This window comes from Sphingomonas sp. PEI4 (assembly GCF_056679955.1).
In genome coordinates this window covers 1352010-1374856 of sequence record NZ_CM155258.1, presented here as the reverse complement: position 1 = coordinate 1374856, position 22847 = coordinate 1352010, and the positions used below count along the sequence as shown (strand labels likewise).

Sequence of the window (22847 nt, the reverse complement as noted above, 5' to 3'; positions counted from 1 at the left end):
CCAAAAATCCCGTTGCGTCCCCGAAGCTCTATGGTAGATGGAGGTTAATACAGGGGCATTTTCACCGTTAGCTGAAAGCGCGGTCGGAACGCGGCGATGGCCGCTTTCCGAGATGGTGAAATGTGTGCGTCATTTCGAAGGGTTTTGGCGTGACGGTGCGGGGTCGCTATCAGGGAGACGGTATCGGCCTTGTCGACGACAAGGGCCGGGTAGCCATCCCTTCGGCACTCCGCGCCACCCTCTCCGCAAATGCGCCCAAGGCGAACGGCAAGGACGGCGGGACCATCATCATCGGCGCGCATCAGAAGAATCGCTGCCTGGTCGCGTATGATCCGGGTTACGTCGATATCCTTGCCGAGCGCCTCGACCGTCGCGAATCCGAGAACACGTCCGAGAACGGCGAGTACGACTACAACATCAAGCGCGCCGCCGCGTCGGGCGAAGCGGTGCCGTTCGACGGCTCCGGACGCTTCATCATGCCTGCGTTTTCGCGCTTCTATGCGGGGATTAAGGGCCATGCGTTCTTCTATGGCGTGCTCGATTATATCGAGGTCTGGGACCCCGCGACGCTGATCGCCACCGACGGCATGCCCCCCGTCGTCAAGGAGATGGCGCGCTTCTACATGGCCGAGAAGGGGGTTCAGCTATGAGCACTCCTGACGCCCCGCATATCCCCGTCCTGCTCGACGAAGTTCTGGCCGCGCTTTCTCCCGAGCCCGGCGAGACGATGGTCGACGGCACGTTCGGTGCGGGCGGCTACACGCTGGCGCTGCTCAAGTCGGGCGCGCGAATCGTCGCGTTCGATCGCGATCCGGATGCGATCGCTGCGGGGCGTTCGATCGAGGAGGCCGAAGAGGGCCTGACGCTGATCGCCGCCGACTTTTCCGCAATGGCGTCCGAACTCGAAGCGCGCGGCCTTGCCCCGGTCGACGGCGTGACGCTCGATATCGGCGTGTCGTCGATGCAGCTCGACCAGGCCGAGCGCGGCTTTTCGTTCCAGTCCGATGGTCCGCTCGACATGCGGATGGCGCAGGCCGGCATGTCGGCGGCGGATTTCGTCAATGAAGCGGACGAGAACGAGATCGCCGACGTACTCTATCAATATGGAGACGAACCCAAGTCGCGGCGCGTGGCGCGTGCGATCGTCGCGGCGCGCCCGCTTACGCGGACCGGCGAGCTGGCGCACATCGTCCGCCGCGCGCTCGGCTACAAGGCGCACGACAAGAAGGACCCCGCGACGCGGGCGTTCCAGGCGATTCGCATCCACGTGAACCGCGAACTGGGCGAGCTGGCCGACGGATTGCTGGCGGCCGAACGCGTCCTGAAGCCCGGCGGTCGCCTCGCGATCGTTACCTTCCACAGCCTTGAGGACCGGATGGTGAAGCGCTTCCTCCGCACGCGTTCCGGTGGCGCCCCTTCAGGTTCGCGTCATCTTCCGCAGGTGAAAGCCGCTGCAGAACCTAGTTTTTCTCATGTCGGCCGCGGTGTTCGCGCCGGCGAGGCCGAGATCGCACGCAATCCGCGGGCGCGCTCGGCGACATTACGGACGGCGCGGCGGACCTCCGCGCAACCCTGGACGGAAGAGGTGACGACATGACGGCGGCGTATCGGATGAAGGGTGTGGGCTGGTTCGGGGGCTGCGTGGCCGTCGTGCTCGGTTTCTACCTCGTGTCGCTGCAAGTGGCCGCCGAGCGCAAGAAGCTCGAGGCGGTCAATGGTCAGATCCGCTCCGCGCAGCGCGACATCCGTGCGCTGGAGACCGAGTTCGACACGCGCGGCAATCTGGCTCAGCTCGAGCGCTGGAACGGCGACACGCTGGCGCTGTCGGCGCCGACCGCCGGCCAGTTCGTCGTGAGCGAGGCCGCGCTCGCGGCGCTCGACGTCAACAGCCTGCGCGCGGACGGGGTCCAGACCGCTGCGCTGCTGGTGCCGTCGGGTGCTGGGTCCGTCGCCTCCACGTCGATCGTGCCGGTTACCGCTGCGCCTGCCGTGGTGAAGCTTGCTCCGGTGCAGATGGCGCAGGTCAGCGCACCGCGCGCGATGAACGTCGCGATCCAGGCTGCGTCGAAGACCGCGCTCAAGCCCGTCGTGATCCGCGCGTCGGTCTCGACGCCACGCTCCGCCGAGGCCGCACTCGTCCGTGCCGCGAAGACCGAACGCCTCGCCGCCGTATCGAAGGTTCGTCCGCAGGCGGTCGCGATGCTCGACCGGAAGCTGCTGTCCGACACGACACTGGGTGACATCATGAGCGGCGCCCGCTCCGAGAGCCGTAAGCGGCGGTGACCGCCTTGGTCGCCCGGCCTGTCTCGCAGCAACGTAGCGCCAACCAGCGTCACGCCCTGGTGGCAACGGCGCACACGCGCCTGATGATGCTGATGTTCCTGTTCGGCGCAGCGGTGCTGGTGGTGGTCGGACGGCTGGGGATGCTGGCGGTGCAGGCATCGCTCGCCGATCCGCAGGCGCGTTCCGCGGCGATCGCGGCGCGCGGCGATATCGTCGATCGCAACGGCTCTCCGCTGGCACGAACGATCGACGCGTGGACGATCGCGGTACACCCGAAAAAGCTGATCGGCGATCCGACCGAGATCGCCAGCAAGCTCGCCGCGCTGATGCCGGAAGCGGGCGACCAGGCGCATTATTATGCGCTGCTGACGTCGCGCAAGAACTTCATCTATCTCCAGCGGCGTGCGTCGCCGGCTCTCGTCGAGCAGGTCAATGCGATCGGCGAGCCCGCGATCGTGTTCGACCGCGATACGCAGCGGCTCTACCCGCAATCGACGATGGCGGCGCATGCGCTCGGCTTCCTGTCGACCGCGGGCCACGGCATGAGCGGGATGGAGCGCGTGCTCGACGAGCGGCTGACCAATCCCGCGCTCAACGGCACGCCGGTCGCGCTGTCGCTCGACAACCGCGTCCAGGCGGCGATGGAGAGCGAACTCGGTCGCGCGATGACGACATTCTCTGCACGCGGCGCTGGCGGCATCGTGCTCGACGTGGCGACCGGCGAAGTGATCGCGATGGTCTCGTTGCCGACCTTCAATCCCAACCGGGTCGGCATGTCGGGCAGCGAGGAACTGCGCAACATCACGACGCAGAGCGTGTTCGAGTTGGGATCGACGTTCAAGCCGATCACGATGGCGACCGCGATGGATACCGGCGTGGTGACGTCGTTCGCGCGGCGGTTCGATGCGACGCATCCGCTGAAGGTCGGGCGCTTCACGATTCACGACGAGCGCGGCGATCCGAAGCGTTGGCTCAACATGGCGGAGACGCTGATCTATTCGTCGAACATCGCCACCGCGCGCGTTGCGGACGAGGTCGGGCCCGCGAAGATGCAGGCGATGTTCAAGAAATTGGGGTTCGATACCAAGCCCGATATCGAACTGCGCGAGAAGGGCCGTCCCTTGTGGCCGAAATATTGGGCACGGACGACGACGATGACCACCGCCTACGGCCACGGCATCGCTGTGACTCCGCTGCATCTGGCGAGCGCGTATGCGGCGCTGGTCAATGGCGGGATCTGGCGGCCGGCGACGTTGCTGAAGGTAGCGCCGGGTCATGCGCCGGTGGGGCGTCGCGTCATCACCGAGCAGACCAGCGCGCGGATGCGGCAGATGTTGCGGTTGATCGTGCAGCGCGGCACGGGTCGCAAGGGCGATGCGCCGGGCTACCGCGTCGGTGGCAAGACCGGCACCGCAGAGGCGGCGGTCTCCGGTGGCTACGATCACTCGCGCAACGTTGCGACGTTTGCTGCCGCGTTCCCGATGGATGCGCCGCGCTATGTCGTTCTGGCGATGCTCGATTCGCCGCTTGGCACGAAGGAAACTTCGGGGTGGAAGACGGCGGCGTGGAATACCGCGCCGGTGGTGGGCCGCACGATCTCGCGCGTCGGGGCGATCCTGGGCGTGGTGCCCGACGCGCACCGCGACATCGACGTGTCTGACATCCTGCCGACTTTGTGGCAGGACCCGTCGCGTACACAGCCGACCGGGCAATGAGGACTATTGCATGAAACTCGCAGCGCTGACCGACGGTACGGAAGAAGCGCAGGTGACGGGGTTTGCGATCGATCACCGCAAGGTCGCGCCGGGCACGGTGTTCGGCGCGTTCGAAGGCGCGCGCGTCAATGGCGAGGACTTTATCGCCGACGCGATCCGGTCTGGCGCGATTGCGGTGGTCGCGCGGCCGGGGCTGACGGTCGAGGGCGCCACCTACATCGCCGACGACAATCCCCGCGAGCGGTTCGCGCAACTGGCGGCGAAGTTCTTCGCGCCGTTTCCCGATACTTCGGTGGCGATTACCGGGACTAACGGGAAGACGTCGTGCGTCGAGATGACCCGCCAGCTGTGGCGGATGGCGGGGTTCCATGCGGCCTCGATCGGTACGCTGGGGGTTACGACGGCCGACGAGCGGGTAACGACCGGGCTGACGACGCCCGATGTCGTAACCTTCCTGTCGAACGTCGCCGGTCTCGCGCGCGAGGGCGTGACACACTTGGCGTTCGAGGCGTCGAGCCACGGCCTGACGCAATACCGGACCGAGGGTCTGAAGGTGACCGCCGCGGCCTTCACGAACCTCAGCCGAGACCATCTCGACTATCACGGCGACATGGCCGCATATTTCACCGCTAAGATCCGGCTGTTCTCCGAAGTGCTGTCGACCGATGGCACGGCGGTTGTGTGGGCGGACGATCCGCAGTCAGCGCGGGTGATCGATCTGGCGCGCGAACGTGGCAACCGGCTGGTGACGGTCGGGACGCAGGGTGAGACGCTGCGGCTGGTGGGACGCGATCCGACCTTGCTGGGGCAGGGGCTGACGATCGAGGCCGAGGGCCAGACGTATAAGGTGACGCTACCGCTGATCGGCGCGTATCAGGCGGCGAACGCGCTGGTGTCGGCCGGGCTGGTGATTGCGACGGGTGGCGATATCGGCGCGGCGATCGCCAATCTTGCGCGGTTGCAGCCGGTGCGCGGGCGGCTGGAGCGGGCGGTGATCGCGAAGTCGGGTGCGCCGGTATACGTCGATTATGCGCATACGCCTGACGCGCTGGAGGCGGCTATCGCGGCTCTCAAGCCTCATGCGGGCGGCAAGCTTATCGTGGTGTTCGGCGCCGGCGGCGACCGCGACACCGGCAAGCGCGAAACCATGGGACAGGTCGCGGTGCAACACGCCGACCGCGTGATCGTCACCGACGACAACCCCCGGACCGAGGACGCGCGCGCGATCCGCTGCGACGTCCTGAAGGGCGCGCGCGGGGCTGAGGAAATCGGCGACCGTCGCGCTGCAATTGCCGCAGCGGTGCGCGAGGCTGGGCCGGAGGACATCGTGCTGATCGCCGGCAAGGGCCACGAGCAGGGCCAGATCGTTGGCGACATGGTCCTGCCGTTCGATGATGTTACCGTCGCACGGGAGTGCGCGGCATGAGGGCGGCAATCTTCTTCCCCCCTCCCGCAAGCGGGAGGGGCAGGGGGTGGGCTCGCGGGTTCGGCCGGCGTTGCGCTTCGTTGATAGCGCGTGCCCACCCCCCGACCCCCTCCCGCTTACGGGAGGGGGGGAAGTGAGTCTCTGGACTTCCACCGAGATCGCTGCCGCGACGGGCGGCGTGGCGTCGGGTGACTTCTTCGTCACCGGTGTGGCCTTCGACTCGCGCGAGGTCGGCCCAGGCGATCTCTTCATCGCGATGAAGGGCGAGGCCAGCAACGGCCATCTCTTCCTCGACCAAGCCTTCGCACAAGGCGCGGCGGGGGCGATCGTGTCCGAGGCTTGCGACCACCCGCACGTCCTCGTCGCCGACAGCTTCGTTGCGTTGCAGGCACTCGGTCGCGCCAGCCGTGCGCGCTCCACCGCCAGGATCATTGGCATCACCGGCTCCGTCGGCAAGACCAGCGCCAAGGAAGCCCTGTTCGCCTGCCTCGACCGCGCCGCGCCCGGCGAAGTGCATCGCTCGGTCAAGAGCTACAACAATCACACCGGCGTACCGCTGAGCCTCGCCCGCATGCCGCGCGACGCGAAGTTCGGTGTGTTCGAGATGGGGATGAACCACGCCGGCGAACTCGCCGAGCTGACCCAGCTCGTCCGCCCGCATATCGCGATGGTCACCGCGATCGCACCCGCGCATACCGCGTTCTTCCCCGACGAAAGCGCGATCGCCGACGCCAAGGGCGAGATCTTCGCATGGCTCGAACCGGGTGGGACCGCGATCGTGCCCTACGACAGCCCGCACCGCGACCGTCTGCTCGGCCACGCCGCGCCGCATGCTGCGCATATTGTGACGTTCGGCAGCGAGGGGGGCGCCGACGTGCGCGCGATCGAGGCGATGCGGCTGCCGACCGGCGGGACGTTCGTCACCGCGCGGATGGGCCAGGATGGCGACCACGAACTGAGCTTTACGATCGCACAGCCGGGTGCGCATTGGGTGTCGAACGCACTGGGCGTGCTCGCGTGCGTCCAGGCGGCCGGGAGCGATCTCGGACTCGCTGGGCTCGCGCTGGCCGAACTCGGTGGCTTGCAAGGTCGCGGCGCGCGGTCTTTGGTGACGGTTGGCGAGGGGCAGGCGCTGGTGATCGACGAGAGCTATAACGCGAACCCCGCCTCGATGCGCGCGACGCTCAGCGTCCTCGGCCACGAGCCCGGCCGGCATATCGCAGTGCTCGGCGAGATGCGCGAGCTGGGCGAGGGCTCCGCCGATTATCACGCCGCGCTCGCCGAACCGATCGTTGCGGCGCGGGTCGAAATGGCGCTGCTGGTCGGTGAAGCGATGGCACCGCTCGCGCAGGTGCTTGAGGGACAAGTCGAAACCGTCCATGTGGACGACGCTGCGGCCGCGCTCGCGTCGTTACGGACGATCCTGGCGCCGGGCGATGTCGTGCTCGTCAAGGGATCGAACGGGGTGGGCCTCGCTCGCGTCGTGGCGGGTCTCCAGACTAGCCTCAAAGGCGGGATTAACTGAATGTTGTACTGGCTCGCCGAGCATCTGGGGTTTCCCGGCCTGTTGAACCTCATCCGTTACCAGACGGTGCGGACCGGCGGCGCGGTCGCGACCGCGCTGATCATCGGCCTTATCATAGGGCCGAAGTTCATCGGCTGGTTGCGCGTGCGGCAGGGCAAGGGTCAGCCGATCCGCGCCGACGGCCCGCAGACGCATCTGTCGAAGCGCGGCACGCCGACGATGGGCGGGCTGATGATCCTGACCTCGATGTGCCTAGCCATCTTCCTCTGGATGGACCTGAGCAACCCGTATGTGTGGGCGTGCGTGTTCGTGACGCTCGGCTTCGGGACGATCGGGTTCATGGACGACTATGACAAGGTGCGTAAGGCGAGCACCGCGGGGATCAGCGGGCGCACGCGGCTGCTGCTGGAGTTCATCATCGCCGGGATCGCCGCGACGATCATCATGTCGCAGAACGGGCCGCATCTGTATCTGCCGTTTACGTCGCGCATGTATCTGGACCTCGGCTGGTTCTTCCCGGTGTTCGCGGCGTTCACGATCGTGTCGTTCGGCAATGCCGTGAACCTCACCGACGGGCTCGACGGGCTGGCGACGATGCCGGTGATCATCGCCAGCGTCGCGTTCATGGTGATCGTGTACCTGGTCGGGAACGTAAAGTTCGCGGATTACCTCGGTATCCCGCATGTGGCGCGTGCTGGTGAGCTTGCGATCTTCTGCGGGGCGATCGTCGGCGCGGGGCTCGCGTTCCTGTGGTTCAATGCGCCACCGGCGGCGGTGTTCATGGGCGATACGGGGAGCCTCGCGCTCGGCGGCGCGCTCGGGACGATCGCGGTCGTCGCACATCACGAGATCGTGCTGGGGATCATCGGCGGGCTGTTCGTGATCGAAGCGCTGTCGGTGATCATCCAGGTGTTCTTCTACAAGCGCACCGGCAAGCGCGTGTTCCGGATGGCGCCGATCCACCATCATTTCGAACAGCTCGGCTGGGCCGAGGCGACCGTCGTGATCCGCTTCTGGATCATCGCGTTGGTGCTGGCGCTGGTCGGCCTTTCGACGTTGAAGCTGCGGTGATTATCGCGAAGGCCTGGCGCGGGAAACGCTATGCGGTGCTGGGGTTGGCGCGGTCTGGGGCTGCGACTGTGCGGGCGCTTGTTGCTGGCGGAGCGCAGGTCGTCGCGTGGGACTCTGACGAGGCAAAGCGCGACGTCTTTGCTCTCTCTCCCCCTCGGGGAGAGGGTTGGGGTGAGGGGCTGCCTAGCAGTGCTGCGCCTGGAACTGCCCCTCACCCAACCCTCTCCCCGGCGGGGAGAGGGCTTTTAGAAGTCGCGCCGTTGGATGATCTCTCGGGGTTCGACGCTTTGGTCGTGTCGCCGGGCGTGCCCCTCAACATGCACCCGCTCGCCGCAACCGCCCGCGAGGCCGGTGTGCCCATCGTCGGCGACATCGAACTCTTCGCGCAGGCCCGCGCAGACCTCCCCCCCCACAAGGTGGTCGGCATCACCGGCACCAACGGCAAGTCGACCACCACCGCTCTGGTGCATCACATCCTCAAGACCGCCGGTGTCCCGACGCTGATGGGCGGCAACATCGGCCTCCCGATCCTCGAACAGCAACCGCTCCCCGAGGGCGGCGTCTACGTGCTCGAGCTGTCGAGCTACCAGATCGACCTGACGCAGACGCTCGATTGCGACGTCGCGGTGCTGCTCAACATCACGCCGGATCATCTCGATCGCTACGACGGCTTCGAAGGCTATGCGGCGTCCAAGGCGCGGCTGTTCGCGATGCAGTCGGCCGGGCATGACGCGGTCATCGGGATCGGCGATGCACCGTCCGCGTTGATCGCGCGCGGACTGTCGGCGAAGGGCGAGCACCTTACCAAGATCGCGCCGGGCGTCTGCATGGATCAGAGCAACTGGCCGACGTTGCAGGGCCCGCATAACGCGCAGAACGCGCTCGCAGCGATCGCGGTCGTTAAGGCGCTGGGCGTGAGCGAGGTCGATATAGACCGTGGCCTCACCAGCTTCACGGGCCTGCCGCACCGCATGCAGCAGATCGCCTCGTACGGCGGCGTGGCCTATGTCGACGACAGCAAGGCGACCAATCCGGAGAGCACCGCGCCGGCTTTGGCTGCGTTCGCCCGGGTCCACTGGATCGTCGGCGGCCGCGCGAAAGGGGATGACCTCGACGCGTGCAAGCCGGCGTTCGGTCACGTCGTCCACGCCTACACCATCGGCGAGGCGGGGCCGAGGTTCGCCGAAATCCTGAAAGACTCCATGCCCGTCGAGAATGTCGGCACGCTCGACGCAGCGATCCGCAGCGCCGCCGCCAACGCGTCTCCCGGCGACACGGTGTTGTTATCGCCCGCCTGTGCTAGCTTCGATCAGTTTCGCGATTACGAAGCACGCGGGGCGGCGTTCCGCGTGGCAGTGGAGTCGCTGGCATGACCGATATGCGAGCGGGGACGATCGATATGGCGGGCGATATGTCCGGGCAGAAGAACGGGATCGTCGCCAAGATGAAGCGGCGCGGCGGGCGGGGCGATCAGTCGCCGCTTGGTACGTGGTTCTGGGATATCGACCGGATGCTGCTGCTGCTGACGCTGTTCCTGATTGCGATCGGCCTGATCGCGGTGGCGGCGGCGTCGCCGGCGAGTGCGGTCCGCTATTCGGGCGAGCATCACAAGATCGCGCCGCTCTATTATTTCTGGCGGCAGCTGATGTGGGTGGGCGTGTCGTTGCCGGTGCTGTTCGGCGTATCGATGATGCCCGTCGCGATGGCGCGGCGGATGGCGATCGGCGGGTGCGCGCTGTTCGTGCTGATGCTGATGGTGACGCCGTTCATCGGGGTCGAAGCCAATGGCGCGCGGCGCTGGCTCGGCGTCGGGTTCGCGCAGTTCCAGCCTTCCGAGTTCCTGAAGCCGCTGTTCATCGTCACCGTCGCGTGGCTGTTGTCGCTGCGGGCGAAAGATGCCGAGCTGCCGACCGTGCTGATTACGGGTGCGATGACCGCGCTGGTCGCGGTGCTGTTGATGCTGCAACCCGATTTCGGCCAGACGATCATTTTCTGCTCGGTATGGCTGGCGCTGCTGATGATCGCGGGGACGCCCGTGCGGATACTCGTCGGGCTCGTGGCGCTCGCGCCGGCCGGGCTGGTCGCCGCCTATATATTCTATGGCGTGGCACGGTCGCGGATCGACGCGTTCCTGTTTCCGGGCGTCGAGGGCGAGGGTGCGTCGGACCATTTCCAGACGAATGCCGCGCATAGCACGCTGACCGCAGGCGGCTGGACCGGCACCGGGCCAGGCGCGGGGGCGGCAAAGTTCGGGCTGCCTGAGGCGCATACCGATTACATTTTCTCGGTGATCGGCGAGGAATTCGGGCTGATCGCGTGTTCGGTGATCGCGGTGATCTTCCTTGCGATTGTTGTCCGGGTGTTCGTTAAACTGCTGGACGAGCAGGACGAATTCAAGCTGTTGGCCTCTGCCGGGCTTGCGACGCAGTTCGGGGCGCAGGCTCTGGTGAGCATGGCGGTTAACACCGGCCTCGCACCATCTAAGGGTATGACGCTGCCGTTCATCAGCTATGGCGGCTCGTCGATGATCGCGTTGTCGGTCGGCATGGGGTTGCTGCTGGCGTTTACCCGGCGCAATCCGTTTCTCACGCGGAGCCCCTATGTCGTCCGCTGGAGTGGTGAATGAGTAAGCATTACGTCCTCGCAGCCGGTGGAACCGGGGGACACATGGTCCCGGCAGCAGCGCTTGCGGCCGAGTTGACCAAACGCGGCCACCGTGTCGCGCTGGTCAGCGATGCGCGCGGCGTGCGCTTTCCGGGATTGTTCGAGGATATTCAGACGCATGTCCTGCCGGCTGGACGCTTTACCGGCGGGCCGCTCGGCTGGGCGAAGGCCGCGCAGGAGATGTGGCGCGGGCGGGCGATGGCGCGCGAACTATACCGGACGTTCAAGCCCGCCGCGGTGATCGGCTTTGGGGGGTATCCTGCTTTGCCGGCGTTGCTGGCGGCGTTCGCGGACAAGATCCCGACGGCTGTGCATGAGCAGAATGCTGTGCTGGGGCGGGTGAACCGCTTTGTCGCGGGACGCGTCGATGCGATCGCGACGTCATCCGAGCCGACCGAGCGCCTCGCGCCGAAGCTGCTGGGGAAGACGCATCTGGTCGGCAACCCGGTGCGCGAGGCGGTGCTGGCGTTGCGCGCGCGGCCGTATCCGCTGCTGGAGGAGGACGGGATTTTCCGCGTGCTCGTGACAGGCGGGAGCCAGGGGGCGAGCATCCTGTCGCAGGTCGTGCCCGATGGGTTGGCGATGCTCCCCGTGACGTTCCGGCGGCGGTTGCAGGTGACGCATCAGGCGCGGATCGAGGATATCGATGCGGTGCGCGCCAAGTACGCCGAGCATCAGATTCCGGCTGAACTCGCGACGTACCTGCCCGATATGCCCGAGCAACTGGCGTGGGCGCATCTTGTGATCGCACGCGCAGGGGCGTCGACGATTTCTGAACTGACCGCAGCGGGACGGCCAGCGATTTTGGTGCCGTTGCCGGGCGCGACCGACGATCACCAGACGGTGAACGCGCGCGAGATCACGCGGGCGGGCGGCGCGCGGACGATCGCGCAGGGAGACTTTACCGCAGTGGAACTGGCCAAGCAGATGCAGAAACTCGGGCTCGATCCGGCGGCGTTGCAGAATGCGGCGGGGCGTGCGCGGAGTTGCGGGCGGCCGAATGCGGCGAGCGATCTGGCCGATCTGGTCGAGAGCCTTGACGCGCCGGTGATCCGCCTGCCGATCGGTGCGCCCTCCAAGCCAAAGGCGCAGTTCGCATGAAGGGCGTCGCGACGGACATCGGCACGATCCACTTCGTCGGGATCGGCGGGATCGGCATGTCGGGCATCGCCGAGGTGATGAAGAACCTCGGCTACCGCGTGCAGGGGTCGGACGTGGCCGAGGGCTATGTCGTGCAGGGATTGCGCGACAAGGGCATTCCGGTGGCGATCGGCCATGTCGCGTCGAACATCGGCGATGCCGCGGTGGTGGTCGTGTCGACCGCGATCGTGCGCTCGAACCCGGAGGTCGAGGCGGCGTTGAACGCGCGTGTGCCGGTGGTGCGGCGTGCGGAAATGCTGGCCGAACTGATGCGGCTGAAGTCTACCGTTGCCATTGCCGGCACGCATGGGAAGACGACGACGACGTCGATGGTGGCCGCGTTGCTCGACGCGGGCGGGGTCGATCCTACGGTCATCAATGGCGGGATCATCAACTCGTACGGCTCGAACGCGCGGCTGGGTGCGAGCGACTGGATGGTCGTGGAGGCGGACGAGAGCGACGGCAGCTTCCTGCGGCTCGACGGGACGATCGCGGTGGTTACCAACATCGATCCCGAGCATCTCGATCATTACGGCTCGTTCGAGGCTGTGAAGGATGCGTTCGTCGAGTTCGTCGAGAACGTGCCGTTCTATGGCGCGGCGTTGCTGTGTCTCGATCATCCGGAGGTGCAGGGAATCCTGCCTCGGGTGCGCGATCGTCGCGTGGTGACGTACGGTTTCTCGGCGCAGGCGGATGTGCGCGGCGTTGAAGTCACGCCTATCCCGGGCGGCAACCGGTTCGACTGCGTGGTGCGCGAGCGCGATGGCGCGACGCGGACGATTCACGGGATCGAGATGCCGATGCCTGGGCGACATAACGTCCAGAACGCGCTGGCGGCGATCGGCGTGGCGCTGGAGCTCGGGATTGCGGACGCGACGATCCAGCAGGGATTTGCCAAGTTCGGCGGCGTGAAGCGGCGGTTCACCAAGGTCGGCGAAGTCGACGGTGTCACGATCATCGACGATTACGGCCATCACCCGGTCGAGATCCGGGCCGTGCTGGCGGCGGCGCGTGAGGGCGTGAAGGGTCGCGTGATCGCGGTCGTGCAGCCGCATCGCTATTCGCGATTGGGCAATCTGATGGAGGATTTCCAGACGGCGTTCAACGATGCGGACCGGGTGTTGGTGACGCCGGTCTATGCGGCGGGTGAGGCGCCCGTTGAGGGCGTCGATGCCGAAGCTTTAGTCGAGGGGTTGAAGCGGCGGGGGCACCGGTTTGCGGGTGTGGTCGCGAATGCGGATGCGTTGGCGGTCGAACTGGCGACGACGATCGAGGCGGATGACATGGTTGTTTGCCTCGGCGCGGGTGACATTACCAAGTGGGCTGCGGGGCTGGCTGACGCGATTGCCGCTGAGCGCGCCAAGGTGCTGGCGTGAGTTCTGCGGCACCTTGTTTCCCCGCGAAGGCGGGGACCCAGACTGGGCTCCCGCCTTCGCGGGAGAACATCAGGGGGAGCGTCGAGGCCGGTGGCTCGCTTGGGGACTTTATCTGGTTTCGGACCGGCGGCGCAGCTGAGTGGCTCGTGCGGCCTGCGGATGTCGAGGATCTGGCGGAGTTGTTGAAGGGGCTCGATCCTTCCACGCCGGTGCTCCCGGTGGGAGTCGGCTCGAACCTGATCGTTCGCGACGGCGGCGTGCCAGGCGTGGTGGTACGGCTTCCGAAAGCTATGGCGAAGGTTTCGGTGCAGGACGGCCGCGTTCGGGCTGGCGCCGGAGCGATGGGAATTACCGTCGCTAGTGCCGCACGTGATGCGGGGATTGCCGGGCTCGAGTTTCTGCGTGGGATTCCGGGGACTGTGGGCGGCGCGGTTCGTATGAACGCTGGCGCTTATGGGCGGGATGTCAGCGACATTCTGGTCGAGGCTACCGTCGTCACGCGCGAGGGTTCGGTCGAAGTCTGGCCTGCCGAAAAGCTTGGTTTCACCTATCGTCATTCGGACCTGCCAGTGGGCGCGGTGGTGGTCGAGGCGGTGTTCTCCGGAACCCCCGGCGAGCCTGCGGTGATCGGTGCGGAGATGGACCGGATCGCGGCCGAGCGTGAGGCTTCGCAGCCTTTGCGGTCGCGCACCGGTGGGTCGACGTTCAAGAATCCCGAGGGGCACAAGGCCTGGGCGTTGATCGACGCGGCCGGGTGTCGGGGGCTGACTCGCGGCGATGCGCAGGTCAGCGAGAAGCATTGTAATTTCCTGCTGAACCTCGGGTCCGCGTCGAGCGCGGAGATCGAGGCGCTGGGTGAAGAGGTACGGGACAAGGTGAAGGCGCATTCAGGCGTGACGTTGGAGTGGGAAATCCAGCGGGTTGGCATTGCTGCTCCCTCTCCCCTGCGGGGAGAGGGTCGGGGTGAGGGGCTGCCAAGCGATGCTACGTCTGGAACTGCCCCTCACCCAACCCTCTCCCCGCAGGGGAGAGGGCTATGAGCGCGGCCCTTCACATCGCGGTACTTATGGGTGGCTGGTCGGCGGAGCGGGAGGTTTCGCTGATGTCAGGGAATGGCTGTGCGGATGCGCTGGAGTCGCTGGGGCACCGGGTCACGCGGATCGACATGGGGCGCGACGTTGCCACCAAGCTCGCCGGGGCGAAGCCCGACCTCGTGTTCAACGCGCTGCACGGCACCCCCGGCGAGGATGGCTCGGTGCAGGGGCTGCTCGACCTGATGGGCCTGCGGTACACGCATTCGGGGCTGGCGACATCGGTCATCGCTATCGACAAGGTTCTCACCAAGCTGCTGCTCGTGCCCGCCGGTATCCCGATGCCGGGCGGCCGGATCGTCAAGTCCGCGGACCTGTTCGAGAGCGATCCGATGGCGCGGCCGTATGTGCTGAAGCCGGTCAACGAGGGCTCCTCGGTGGGCGTGGCGATCGTTACCGATAGCGGCAATTACGGCAATCCGATCGCGCGGGACAGCGTCGGGCCTTGGGGCGAGTTCGAGGAGCTGCTTGCCGAGCCTTATATCCGTGGGCGCGAGCTGACGACCGCGGTGCTTGGGGGGAAGGCGCTCGGCGTGACCGAGTTGAAGCCCAAGAGCGGCTGGTATGACTACGACGCGAAATACACCGATGGGATGACGGTGCACGTCTGCCCGGCGGAGATTCCCGACGAGATCACCGACGCCTGCAAGAGCCTTGCGCTCGAAGCGCATCGGTTGCTCGGCTGCAAGGGCGCGTCGCGGTCGGACTTCCGCTGGGATGACGAGCGCGGCGTCGACGGGCTGTTCCTGCTCGAAGTGAACACGCAGCCGGGGATGACTCCGCTGAGCCTAGTCCCCGAACAGGCGCGGCATATCGGTATGAGCTATGCCGAACTCGTGCAGGCAATCGTCGACGAGGCGATCGCGGACAACCCTTCCCCATGAGCCGCACGATCAAGCGCGGACCGCCGCCCAAGCGGCCCGCCCCGCGGCGGAAGGTTGCGGTCAAGAAGGTGTCGGTGATGGACCGGCTGGTCGGGATGCTCCCAGTCAGCGAGGATACGCTGCGCAAACTCGCGACGTGGTCTATCCTCGGCGCGGGCGGTGCGGTGGCAATCGCGGCGGCGACGTGGGTCGGTATTCCCGGGATGATCGGCGCGGCGATGGCCGAGGGTGCCGGGCGCGCGGGTTTCAAGGTCGAGCAGATCGAGGTGACCGGCCTCAAGCGGATGGACCGGATGTCGGTCTATGCGGTCGCGCTGGAGGACAAGCAGAACCAGACGTCGATGCTGTCGGTCGACTTGGAGGCGGTGCGGCAGAAACTGCTGCGCTATGGCTGGATCGCGGACGCGCACGTGTCGCGGCGGCTGCCCAACACGTTGCTCGTCGATATCGTCGAGCGGACGCCCGCGGCGGTGTGGCAGGACAATGGCCAGCTGACGCTGATCGATTCGTCGGGCGTGCTGCTGGAGCCGGTCCAGCCCGAGGCGATCCCGAATCTGCCGCTGGTGATCGGGCCGGGCGCGGATCGGCAGGAGGCGTCGTACCAGATTCTGCTCGCCGCCGCGCCTGCGCTGAAGCCGCGCGTGAAGGCGGCGACCTGGGTCGGCAATCGACGCTGGGATCTGACGTTCGAGAGCGGCGAGACGTTGGCGCTGCCCGAAGACGGAGCTCCTCGAGCGCTGGTGAAGTTCGCCGAACTGGATGGGGCGCGGCCGTTGCTGGGGCGCGGCTGGATCAGGTTCGACATGCGCGATCCGACCAAGCTGGTCGCGCGCAAGCCTGGCGCGAGCCTGGCCCACAGCGTCGACGTGCCGGCTCCTGCCAGCGTGGGGGCGAGCGCGCCGGCGACTGGCGAGACAACGAATACCCCGTCGCAAACGGCGGGCGCGAACGTAACGGGCGGGGAGGGATGACATGGCAAAGGTGGCACCGGAAGGGCTGATCACGGCGCTCGATATCGGGTCGTCGAAGGTATCGGCGATGATCGCGCAAAAGGGTGACGGGGGCGAACTGATCGTGCTCGGCACCGGCCAGCGCGAGAGCCGCGGCGTCAAGCGCGGCTATATCGCCGACATGGCGACGACCGAGGCGGCGGTACGCGAGGCGGTCGAACAGGCCGAGCGGATCGCCGGGATCAACATCGAGAATGTCTGGGTCGGCTTCTCGGCCGGCGGACTCGTGTCCGATGTCGCCGAAGTCGAGTTCGAACTTGGCGGCCACCGGGTCGAGCAGCAGGACATCGATGCCTTGCTGGCCGCCGGGCGCAACTCGATCGATCCGCAGGGCCGCATGGTGCTGCACGCGCAACCCGCGCTCTATACGCTCGATGGGCTTACGGGCGTGAAGACGCCGCTCGGGCTGCATGCCGATCGCCTCGGCGTCCACATCCACGTCGTCGCCGCGGACGGTTCGCCGGTGCGCAACCTCGATTTGTGCGTGCGATCGGCACATCTCGAAGTGAAGTCGATCATCGCCTCGCCGGTCGCGACGGGCCTCGCCTGCCTCAGCGACGAGGAGCGCGAGCTTGGCGTCGCGCTGGTCGAGATGGGAGCGGGGATCACCAACGTGTCGTTGTTTGCAGGCGGCATGCTGGTCGGGCTGACCTCGATTCCGATCGGCGCGCAGGACATTACCGACGACATCGCCAGCGCGTTCGGCACGCGGCGGCAGAATGCCGAGCGGATGAAGTGCTTCCATGGATCGGCCAACGCATCGCCGCGCGATAATCACGACATGATCCCGGTCATGCCGATATCCGCCGAGGACGGCGCGGGCGAGGGGGCTCAGATCACCAAGGCGCAGCTGATCGGCGTGATCCGCCAGCGGCTGGAGCATCAGATGGGCGAGGTGCGCAACGCGCTCACCAAGCTGAAGTTCGAGGGGCCGGTCGGGCGTCAGGTCGTGCTGACCGGTGGTGGTGCCGAGCTGAAGGGCATCGCCGACTATGCGCAACAGGCGCTCGGACGGTCGGTGCGGATCGGCCGACCGCGCGGGCTGACCGCATTGCCCGAAGCGCATGGCGGACCGGCCTTCGCGACGCTAGCGGGATTGGCCTTCTACGCGGCGACCAATCCGATCGACCTTCGCGGGCTCGCGCCGCAGCGGACGACGGTGCACCGGCCAAAGGGAATGGGCATGGTCCGCAAGTTGATTCAGGCGGCGCGCGCGAATTATTAAGAGTTTCGAGGGTGCTGGCGTTATTTCGGCTGGAACAGGCCGTGACGTTGGTGCACACAGAATTAATCAGGGGCCCGGCCGTAGCGTATCTACCGGGTTGTGCGGAGAACGGCGATGAGCATCGAATTCCTTAGTCCCGAAGTGGACGATCTGGCCCCCCGCATCGCGGTGATCGGCGTCGGCGGCGCGGGCGGCAACGCGATCGCCAACATGATGCGGGCTGACGTCCAGGGCGTCGACTTCCTCGTGGCGAACACCGACGCGCAGGCGTTGAAGCAGTCGACCGCACCGCAGCGGATCCAGCTGGGCACCAAGATCACGCAGGGTCTCGGCGCCGGCTCGCGTCCCGAGATCGGTCGCGCGGCCGCGGAAGAGACGATCGACCAGCTCGCCAAGATGCTCGAAGGCGCGCACATGTGCTTCATCACCGCCGGCATGGGCGGCGGCACGGGCACGGGCGCGGCGCCGGTCATCGCCAAGGCGGCGCGCGACATGGGCATCCTGACCGTCGGCGTCGTGACCAAGCCGTTCGCATTCGAGGGTAACCGTCGCGCCAAGTCGGCCGAGGGCGGCATCGACGAGCTGCAGAAGTATGTCGACACGCTGATCGTTATCCCGAACCAGAATCTGTTCCTCATCGCCAACGCGAACACGACCTTCAAGGAAGCGTTCACGATGGCGGACGAGGTGCTCCAGCAGGGCGTCCGCAGCATCACCGACTTGATGGTGATGCCGGGCCTCATCAACCTCGATTTCGCCGACGTCCGCTCGGTGATGCAGGAGATGGGCAAGGCGATGATGGGTACGGGCGAGGCGAGCGGCGACAACCGCGCGCTGGAGGCTGCGCAGAAGGCGATCTCGAACCCACTGCTCGAAGGCGTCAGCATGCGCGGCGCGAAGGGGGTCATCATCTCGATCACCGGCGGCGACGACATGCGCCTGCTCGAAGTCGACGAAGCCGCGAATCACATTCGCGACCTGGTCGATCCCGACGCGAACATCATCTGGGGTTCGGCGTTCAACCAGGAGCTGGAAGGCAAGATCCGCGTCTCGGTCGTCGCGACCGGGATCGACGCCGATGCGCGCCCGCCCGAGGTTGCGCCTGAGCCGACACGTTCGTTCAGCTTCGGATCGCGCAAGACCGACGAGAACACCTCGTTCCGTCCGAGCGAGCCTGCCGCTTCGTCGGCCGCGCCCGCTGCTTCGTCCGCTGACGAAGAGCCGCTCGACCTGAACGCCTCGTCGGAAGTCGAGCCGTCGTCATCCAAGTCGGATGACGAGCTGGTGCTCGGTGCCGAGACGATCGTGCCGCAGGCTGCTCCGGCCGCGCCCGCCCCGCCGCCGGCCCCTGCGCCGCGTACCTATGCCGACGAGCCTTACGGTCGCGGTCCGATCGCGCGCCCGGCTTCGGCATCGACCGTGCCGCCGGCTCGCGCACCGATAGCGCCTGCGACTCCCGTGCCGACCCCCGCTGCGGACGAAGGTGGCGCACGTCGCCGCTGGCTCGCTCCGGGTGCCGAGGCTGCCCCCGAGGCGGTTCCCGCTGCACCACGCGTGAAGCTTGGCGGTACGCTGTTCGAGCGCATGTCGAACGCGGCACGCGGTGCTGCGAAGGAAGACGGCGAGGCGGCTCCCCAAGACCCGCTCGACATCCCCCGCTTCCTGCATCGTCAGAACAACCAGTAAGCGGGAAATCGTCTCGGCTTATCAATACCTTGCCTAAGCTAGTCCTCACCTCTCCCACGGCCAAGCGGTCGTGGGACCCCCTCTCCCACCGGGAGAGGGAGAGCCGCCAGAGGCTGCGAAGGGTGAGGGCACGCCAAGCAACGCTATCACGCGCAACTATGCAAAATCCTGCACTCGTCGCCGCCCCGGCCCAGTTCGCCGCGCCCGAGCGTTGGAGACATTGCCGGTTCGGTCGGGCTGGCGTCTAGACAGATGATCTCATGACCCGGTCCTCCCATCATCTCCTGACCGCCGCGCTGGCACTCGTGCTCGCGGCCGTGCCATGCGTTGCGTCTGCGCAAGCCGTCGTCCAGGCGATCCCGGGCACGACCGATGCCGACAAGCTCGGCGACGTCATGCGCCAGCTTGCGAGCAACCCCCGCAACATAGATGCGCTGATCAAGGCCGGCGACCTGTCGATGGGTCTCGGCGATCTCAGCGGTGCAGCAGCCTTGTTCGCGCGCGCCGAAAAGGTGAACCCGCGCGACGGCCGGGCAAAGGCAGGAATGGCGTCGATCCTCGTCCGGTCCGAGCGTCCGGGCGAAGCGCTGCGCTATTACGCACAGGCGGAAGGTCTCGGCCTCGACTCGCGCAATTTTGCTGCCGATCGCGGGCTCGCCTATGACCTGATCGGCCAACAGGACCGGGCACAGCGTGACTACCGCGTGGCGCTGCGTGACGGACCCGACGACGAGACGACCAGGCGCTATGCGTTGTCGCTCGGTATCTCGGGGAAGCCCGATCTCGCGATCCAGCAGCTCAACCCACTATTGCTCAAGAGCGATCGCGGCGCATGGCGCTCCCGTGCGTTTATCCTGGCGATGAACGGCGACGTCGCCGGTGCCGAGAAGATCGCCACCACGATGATGCCGGCGGGCACCGCTCAGGGCCTGCAACCGTTCTTCCAGCGCCTGCCGAACCTGCCGGCAAGCGACCGCGCGTTTGCGGTCCATTTCGGCGAAGTCCACGCCACCCCCGCGCGCCTTGCCGACGCACGGATGGCCCCACCGCTGGGCATGCTCGCGGCGGATCCGACCGCACCGGTAATGATGGCCGCGGTCACGCCGCAGCCCATAGTCACGGCCACTACCGGCAAGAAGGGCAAGCGCGATCGACGCTCCACGCCCGACCGTGTGCAGATGGCCGCGGCAACGCGTACGCCGTCGACTTCGGTGCCGACAACGACTGCGAGGACGTCTCAGCCGACGACCACGGCCACGCGTACTACGATCGTTCCGACCCCGACTCCGTACACCGCCCCGGTTCAGCTCGCCGCGGCACCGATGCAAATGGTCCAGCCACTTCCGGCTCGCACCGTGCAGCCTGCGCGACCGACCTATTCGGCGCCGAACGTTGCGGTTCAGGGCGCCCGCCCCAGCCCGGCTGCGGAAACGAACTCCGTGGTTGCCGCGACTATTCGGCCAACCACGTCGGTTGCCTCGGTACCGACCCTGCCGCCGGCAGGAACCCTTCCGCAGAGCGTGACGACACAGATGGCGGCGATCCCGGTGGGGCAGGCACGACCCGACCCGACCCGCGCGGCGAACGCGCTCGCAGCATCGGCCGCGGCCTCGTCTACAGGTTCGACGTCTACAGGTTCGACTCTGCCGACCCCGATCCAGCAAACGCCCGCGCAGGTTCCGGCACAGCAGTCCTCGCCCGTCCAGAGCGCGAGCGCCACTTCGCCGACGCCGAGCTTCTCCAGTTCGCCAACGTCTCCCTCGGTGGCGTCGACGGCGACAGCTGCCGTGTCGCCGCAGCGAACCCACGCGGTCGCTGCGAGCGAGGACTCGATCCTCGCGCGCATCGTTGCGGGCTTGTCGATCCCTGCGTCAGAGCTCGACGTCGCGCCTATGCATCCGGCACCGGTCGTGACCCCCGGCGCGATGCCGGTCTCGGATGAGGCCGAACGCGTGCTGGCTGAGGCAAAAGCCAAGACGGAGCGCGACGCAGCGGCCAAGGCGATCGCGGCGAAGACGCTGGCGGCTGACAAGCTTGTGGCCGACAAGAAGGCTGTAGCAGACAAGAGGGCGGCGGCGCGCAAGGCAATTGCCGACAAGAAGGCGCTCGCCGAGAAGAAGGCCGCCGCCGCCGAGAAGCTCGCCGCCGCCAAGGCTGCGGCCGAGGAAAAGCGGATTGCGCGCGCCAATCCCGAGCGGACCTGGGTCCAGGTGTCGACCGGTGCGACCGAGGGCGACCTGCCCAAGGCGTGGAAGAAGGCGAAGGCCAAGGCACCGACCGTGTTCGGCACCCGCAGTGGCTGGACCGCGCCGTGGAAGGCAACCAACCGCGTGCTTGCCGGCCCGTTCAAGACCGATGCGGAAGCGCGGACCTTCGTCAATCAGCTCGCCAAGGAAGGCGTCTCGACGTTCACCTTCACCAGTGACCCGGGCGAAGTAATCACGAAGTTGCCAGCGAAGTGAGTTACCGCGCGCCCTGGGCATCGGACCCGGCGCGCAGCAAAGGACGGCTTCACGAGGAACAGAACGGGTCCGTCCGTGGTCCCCGCGATGCCTTTCAACGCGACCGCGACCGGATCATCCACTCGATCAGCTTCCGTCGCCTGCGGCACAAGACGCAGGTGTTCATGGCGCCCGACGGCGATCATTTCCGCGTCCGCCTGACGCACAGCCTTGAGGTCGCGCAGATCGGCCGGACGATCGCGCGGACGCTGGCGCTGAACGAAGACCTGACCGAGGCTTTGTGCCTCGCGCACGACATCGGCCATCCACCGTTCGGCCACGCGGGCGAGGATGCGCTGAAGGCGGCGCTGATGCCTTCGGTCGAAGACGGGGGCCAAGGCGGGTTCGATCACAACGGCCACACGCTGCGCACGCTGATGACGATCGAGCGGCCTTATCCGATGTGGAACGGGCTGAATCTCACTTGGGAAACGCTCGAAGGCCTCGCCAAGCATAACGGCCCGGTGCGGAATCCAGGCTGGGCGCTGGCCATCGCCGACGCGGAATTCCCGCTCGCGCTGACCAGTTTCTCGTCGCTCGAGGCACAGGTCGCGGCGATCGCCGACGATATCGCCTATGACAATCACGACATCGACGATGGCCTGCGCGCGGGCCTGCTGACGCTCGACCAGATGCTCGCGGTGCCGCTAGTCGCCCGCGGGTGGGACGATGTGCGGCGACGGTTCCCGGACGTCGCGCCGAAGCGTCTGGTCGGGGAACTCGTTCGCACGCAGATCGGGACGATGGTCAACGACCTGATCGCCGAGACCCGCCGACGGATCGCAGCAAGCGGTGTAGCCAGCGTCGACGATGTGCGCGCCGCCGGGCAGTGCCTGGTCGGCTTCTCGCCCGAAATGCGCGAGGCGGAGCGCGATCTGAAGCGGTTCATGTACGCCAATCTCTATCATCATCCGCGTCAGTTGGCGGCGGCGGATGCGGCGCACGGGATCGTATCCGGGCTGTTCGCGATGTACCGTGACGATCCGCTGACGATGCCCGAGGAATGGCGCGAGCGGTTGCCGGTGGAGGATCCGCACAGGAGCCGGCATATCGCGGACTTCATTGCAGGTATGACCGATCGCTATGCCGTGTCGCGGTACCGCGAACTGGTCGGTCCGATCGATCTGCCCGAAGGATTCTAGGCACGCCGACCAACTCGCCATCATCCTGGCTTTCGTCGGGATGACCGTGGGGTAGCCAAACGCAAAGCGGCGGCCGGACCGAAGTCCGACCGCCGCTTACGTTGCCTT

The 22847-nt window shown here is 66.8% G+C and carries 18 protein-coding genes; all 18 read left to right on the top strand.

The window, feature by feature from the left end:
- The first annotated feature begins 149 nt into the window (after positions 1-149).
- The 18 genes from AC1MLZ_RS06165 to AC1MLZ_RS06080 all read left to right on the top strand — a co-directional run bounded on the left by AC1MLZ_RS06165 (position 150) and on the right by AC1MLZ_RS06080 (position 22739).
- On the top strand, positions 150-650 hold the full coding sequence (locus AC1MLZ_RS06165) for a division/cell wall cluster transcriptional repressor MraZ (RefSeq protein WP_480960870.1): 501 nt from the start codon (positions 150-152) through the stop codon (positions 648-650).
- Positions 647-1597, top strand: coding sequence for a 16S rRNA (cytosine(1402)-N(4))-methyltransferase RsmH (gene rsmH, locus AC1MLZ_RS06160; protein ID WP_480960869.1), 951 nt, complete (start codon positions 647-649; stop codon positions 1595-1597). The genes AC1MLZ_RS06165 and rsmH overlap by 4 nt, the downstream gene beginning before the upstream one ends.
- Positions 1594-2283 carry a hypothetical protein gene (locus AC1MLZ_RS06155; RefSeq protein WP_480960868.1) on the top strand — a complete coding sequence of 230 codons (690 nt, stop codon included), beginning with the start codon at positions 1594-1596 and terminating at the stop codon, positions 2281-2283. Before rsmH ends, AC1MLZ_RS06155 begins: the two co-directional genes overlap by 4 nt.
- A complete protein-coding gene (locus tag AC1MLZ_RS06150; protein ID WP_480960867.1) occupies positions 2280-3998 on the top strand; it encodes a peptidoglycan D,D-transpeptidase FtsI family protein in 1719 nt (572 codons plus the stop codon). The genes AC1MLZ_RS06155 and AC1MLZ_RS06150 overlap by 4 nt, the downstream gene beginning before the upstream one ends.
- A 10-nt stretch (positions 3999-4008) precedes the next feature.
- Positions 4009-5424, top strand: a complete 1416-nt coding sequence (locus tag AC1MLZ_RS06145; protein ID WP_480960866.1) for a UDP-N-acetylmuramoyl-L-alanyl-D-glutamate--2,6-diaminopimelate ligase — start codon at positions 4009-4011, stop codon at positions 5422-5424.
- Positions 5425-5557: 133 nt separating this feature from the next.
- Positions 5558-6949, top strand: coding sequence for a UDP-N-acetylmuramoyl-tripeptide--D-alanyl-D-alanine ligase (locus tag AC1MLZ_RS06140; protein WP_480960865.1), 1392 nt, complete (start codon positions 5558-5560; stop codon positions 6947-6949).
- On the top strand, positions 6950-8020 hold the full coding sequence (mraY, locus tag AC1MLZ_RS06135; RefSeq protein WP_480960864.1) for a phospho-N-acetylmuramoyl-pentapeptide-transferase: 1071 nt from the start codon (positions 6950-6952) through the stop codon (positions 8018-8020).
- Entirely contained in the window at positions 8017-9393 is a 1377-nt protein-coding gene (gene murD / locus AC1MLZ_RS06130; protein ID WP_480960863.1) for a UDP-N-acetylmuramoyl-L-alanine--D-glutamate ligase, read from the top strand. Before mraY ends, murD begins: the two co-directional genes overlap by 4 nt.
- 71 nt (positions 9394-9464) lie before the next feature.
- Entirely contained in the window at positions 9465-10646 is a 1182-nt protein-coding gene (locus AC1MLZ_RS06125; protein ID WP_480961475.1) for an FtsW/RodA/SpoVE family cell cycle protein, read from the top strand.
- Complete coding sequence (gene murG / locus AC1MLZ_RS06120) at positions 10643-11785, top strand: undecaprenyldiphospho-muramoylpentapeptide beta-N-acetylglucosaminyltransferase (protein ID WP_480960862.1); 1143 nt, start codon at positions 10643-10645, stop codon at positions 11783-11785. The genes AC1MLZ_RS06125 and murG overlap by 4 nt, the downstream gene beginning before the upstream one ends.
- Positions 11782-13200: a UDP-N-acetylmuramate--L-alanine ligase gene (gene murC, locus AC1MLZ_RS06115; protein WP_480960861.1), complete on the top strand. Its 1419-nt coding sequence runs from the start codon at positions 11782-11784 to the stop codon at positions 13198-13200. Before murG ends, murC begins: the two co-directional genes overlap by 4 nt.
- Before the next feature lie 68 nt (positions 13201-13268).
- Positions 13269-14240: a UDP-N-acetylmuramate dehydrogenase gene (gene murB / locus AC1MLZ_RS06110; RefSeq protein ID WP_480961474.1), complete on the top strand. Its 972-nt coding sequence runs from the start codon at positions 13269-13271 to the stop codon at positions 14238-14240.
- Complete coding sequence (locus AC1MLZ_RS06105) at positions 14237-15175, top strand: D-alanine--D-alanine ligase (RefSeq protein WP_480960860.1); 939 nt, start codon at positions 14237-14239, stop codon at positions 15173-15175. Before murB ends, AC1MLZ_RS06105 begins: the two co-directional genes overlap by 4 nt.
- Complete coding sequence (locus tag AC1MLZ_RS06100) at positions 15172-16146, top strand: cell division protein FtsQ/DivIB (RefSeq protein ID WP_480960859.1); 975 nt, start codon at positions 15172-15174, stop codon at positions 16144-16146. The genes AC1MLZ_RS06105 and AC1MLZ_RS06100 overlap by 4 nt, the downstream gene beginning before the upstream one ends.
- Before the next feature lies 1 nt (position 16147).
- Positions 16148-17410 carry a cell division protein FtsA gene (gene ftsA, locus AC1MLZ_RS06095; protein ID WP_307083686.1) on the top strand — a complete coding sequence of 421 codons (1263 nt, stop codon included), beginning with the start codon at positions 16148-16150 and terminating at the stop codon, positions 17408-17410.
- Between the two features lie 114 nt (positions 17411-17524).
- Positions 17525-19096 carry a cell division protein FtsZ gene (gene ftsZ / locus AC1MLZ_RS06090; protein WP_480960858.1) on the top strand — a complete coding sequence of 524 codons (1572 nt, stop codon included), beginning with the start codon at positions 17525-17527 and terminating at the stop codon, positions 19094-19096.
- A gap of 260 nt (positions 19097-19356) precedes the next feature.
- Positions 19357-21558, top strand: a complete 2202-nt coding sequence (locus tag AC1MLZ_RS06085; RefSeq protein ID WP_480960857.1) for a tetratricopeptide repeat protein — start codon at positions 19357-19359, stop codon at positions 21556-21558.
- Entirely contained in the window at positions 21555-22739 is a 1185-nt protein-coding gene (locus AC1MLZ_RS06080) for a deoxyguanosinetriphosphate triphosphohydrolase (protein WP_480960856.1), read from the top strand. The genes AC1MLZ_RS06085 and AC1MLZ_RS06080 overlap by 4 nt, the downstream gene beginning before the upstream one ends.
- Positions 22740-22847: the final 108 nt, after the last annotated feature.